The organism is Rhodococcus sp. P3_B8 (assembly GCF_056402775.1).
Genome location: NZ_JBFUGT010000503.1, coordinates 1 through 3,140 on the forward strand (window position 1 = coordinate 1; position 3,140 = coordinate 3,140).

Genomic DNA, 3,140 nt, shown 5'->3' on the forward strand with positions numbered 1-3,140 from the left:
CGTGGTCGCCCATGTCATTCGAACGAATGACACCGGAGCATCGGGGCGTGGGGATGCGCGTGTCGACAGCGCGGCACTGGACTGAATGGGCACTGCACGTCTCCAGTCAGAGCTGAGGATCGAGCCGCACGGTTACCAATGTCGGCTTGAGTTTTTCACTGCCGACATGTACAACAAAATCTATATGCGCCGACATAGATAAATTCGTTGCGACGAGCCAGACCGTCTAGGAGAACCGATGACCGCACACCCTCCGCGCCCCGTTCCCCGCGACCGCGAGGTCCTCGTTCTCCGCGCTGGCAGTGGCGGAGCCATCGCCGGGGGATTGATCGTCACACTGGCCCTCGGTGCGCTGACTCTCCTCTCGTCCCTACCCACCTGACCAGCGGTGAGACCACGCCCCGCCACCTGCACGCCGTCACGTCGCGCATGACCACCACGAAGGTTTGTGTGGGGCGACGACCGGTATCTGGACGTTTGTGCAGATCGCTGGTTGCTGCCGGTGTGCTAGAACTGATCACGCATCGTCAGTGACGTGGCTCACATTCACGTCACGGTCGGGATGGTTGTCGGCACACCGGCACGTTCCGGTCGATGCACGAGAGCAAAGGACACATCACATGATCGAGGACACCGCAGAATCACCCCGCACCCCGGTTCCGAGCCCGACGCGCCTTCTTTCCCGCCGGCGCCCCGACGGTCGCGAACTACTCGCCAGCGCGAAGGGCATCCTGATGGCCGCCCGCGGCTGCAGCGACGCCCAGGCATTCGACGAACTCCTCGACGTCTCCCGCCGTCATCACCTGACCGTCCTCGGTACCGCCCGGAATTTGGTCGACCTCGCCGCCGGATCCCCGACCCGTCGGCGGACACCRGACGCCGTCCGGTTCGACGAATGGGAGCAACTACTCACCCAACTCCCACAGCGGCACGCCCACGCCAGCTGAAGCAAAGCGGGAACACACCTCAGCGGAATCAAAGGATGCGATCGACACCCCTTCCGGAAACCGGTCAGGGCCAACCGATCTGGCTTGATTCAGTCCCTCGACACGGGGAGTGCGGTCGACGACGCCCGGCTCCGGCGTCCGCGGAAATGCTGACTCGGCACCGCCACCCAGCGGTCCGGCAATGGGGCGAAGTCGGTTCGGTGGTTCTACACTGAGTGCCACGGAGGTGTCCCGGTGGACAACCGTTCCGCTCGGTGGCCGTTGTGGGTGCTCGCGGCGGCRCCCCGGCGGTGGGGAGGGTGGCATCGACCTCACCGCCGCCGGTTTCCTCTCGGCGCCGCCATGCTGGCCGGTGCGCTCGGGGCCAACGCAGGGTCCATGATCCCGGCCGCGTGGCCAACCTGGTGCGCCATGGTCGGTGCCGATGTGTCCATACGGTCAGCGATCCGTGCGGCGCTCGCGCTCGCCCTCACTCGCTCTGATCGCCGCCGGAACTGGAGACCTCGTGCCATGCAACAACTTCTCGCCGACCACGAAGATATTGTCAACGTTGTGATGGTCATGGTTGTCGTAGCGCTCGCCGCTGCCGCGGTGTGGACGATCTTCCGTTGACCGGTCACGGTGCCGGGTCTGCTGGTGCAGCTCGAGTTCCACGCACGGTGGTCGTTGCTTCCCTGCGACCCCCACGCTGTGTCTCTTGCGTGTGCGATGGTTGCGGCGGGCGAGGTGGCCCACCAACCGGAGTGAGCGCCCAACGGTCACCGCAGCTGGTGGGCCCTACCACCCGAATCGCTGTGTGTCCGAACGAACTCGGGAGGTAGCGTCAGTAGAGTATCCGCCGACGTGGCCATCGAAACCCAGAGGGCTTATGTCTCGGAAACGGTGCTGTTCGGGTGTTCAGCCAGAGCAGTGCGCCCCATTCGGTGCGGGCCGCGCGGGCGGCGGTGGGCTCGGGCAACTCGTTGCCGCTGGCGAGGGCGACCAGGGCCTCGGCGAGGGTGAAGACGGACAGCCGTGACGGCGGGCCGCATTCACCAGTTCGTCGAAAGCGTCTGCGGTCCCGATCCGGCGGATCCCGATGAGCACCCCCTCGGCGGTGTCGAGGGCGCGGGTACGAGCTCCCGGACCGCGGGGATTGGTTGTGGTCTGACTGTGCAATGCTGCCATCGACGACACCTCCGCCGAAATCTTGGGAATGGGTTCCTCTCGGTCGTGCCCGGTCGGGTCCGAACTCACACTTTTACGCCTCCACCAGCTGCTGGACCCGGCGACGGAATCGCTTAAGATCTCTATCCTGACCAGCGCTGACGGAGTAGTTTCGACGTCACCGCGGACAGGTAGATGATCCGCGACGGAGAAAAGCGCTCACGAGGAAGCACGGCGCCGGCGTCGGCGAAGCCCCGACGTTAATGCATACGTGTTCGCGGTCGCGCGGGCACTAAAACGCCGACACGATCCGCCGATGGGACGAGGTCAGTTTCGATGCGGTGGTCGTGGTGTCGAGGCAGTTCCGGCACTACAGCGGACGCGACATCCTGATCGCGTGGAACCACTATTTCGGGTGGTCGTTGGGAATCGAGGGTCGCGCTGCGATCGTGTCCTGATCATTTCCGGGCTCGGGATCGGCCGTCGCCCGCAACCCGAGAACATCGCCGACCGAACTGACGAGCTCGTCGCCGACCTGCTGCACCGCGAATATCGAGCCCGGACAGTTTTCCGGTTCCCACTGTCGTCTACCGGCTCGGTACCGGCCCCGCCGCGCACGGGCCGTTCTGGCGGTGACGGACCGCCGGTTCCCGGTTGGGGGAGCGGTGCCTCGGCGAGGTCAAGATGCGCCGGCTGCGCACGGAAGTCGGGCGCTGGCGATTTGTCGGTGGCAGGGCCCGGACAGGAGGGGACGCCGGGGGCATGACGACGAGGCCGCGATCCGACCGTGGGTGCAGTCCGTACCCGTGGACATCGGTCCCCGGCGCCCACGCCGGCGGGGGGGGGTGTCCCTATGGTTTTCGTCAAGCCGCTGAGGGGGTTGGATTCCGGTAGAGTTCCTTGTTCTTGAGCATGGCGTAGAGGACGTCGCAGCGGCGTCGGGCGAGGCAGATCAGGGCCGCGTTGTGTTTCTTCTTCTCGTCCCGTTTCTTGTCGTAGTAGGCGCGACTGGTGGGGTCGTGGAGGGCGGCGAAGGCGGACAGGAAC

3 protein-coding genes and 1 pseudogene are annotated in these 3,140 nt (G+C 65.6%); 2 read left to right on the forward strand and 2 right to left on the reverse strand.

Going from position 1 to position 3,140, the window contains the following annotated elements:
• The first annotated feature begins 238 nt into the window (after positions 1–238).
• Positions 239–382 carry a hypothetical protein gene (locus AC1D1G_RS43610; protein WP_280783795.1) on the forward strand — a complete coding sequence of 48 codons (144 nt, stop codon included), beginning with the start codon at positions 239–241 and terminating at the stop codon, positions 380–382.
• 238 nt (positions 383–620) lie between these two features.
• On the forward strand, positions 621–947 hold the full coding sequence (locus AC1D1G_RS43615; RefSeq protein ID WP_477956754.1) for an ANTAR domain-containing protein: 327 nt from the start codon (positions 621–623) through the stop codon (positions 945–947).
• Positions 948–1,385: 438 nt separating this feature from the next.
• On the opposite strand, the gene AC1D1G_RS43620 is transcribed toward AC1D1G_RS43615, so the two are convergent.
• Positions 1,386–1,601, reverse strand: coding sequence for a hypothetical protein (locus AC1D1G_RS43620; protein ID WP_280783793.1), 216 nt, complete (start codon positions 1,599–1,601; stop codon positions 1,386–1,388).
• A 1,355-nt stretch (positions 1,602–2,956) separates the two neighbouring features.
• Positions 2,957–3,140: pseudogene (locus tag AC1D1G_RS43625) on the reverse strand (IS110 family transposase); the annotation flags it as partial.

Coding starts and splice junctions, on each gene's coding strand:
- AC1D1G_RS43610 (WP_280783795.1), top strand. CDS start 239: ATGACCGCACACCCTCCGCGCCCCGTTCCCCGCGACCGCGAGGTCCTC.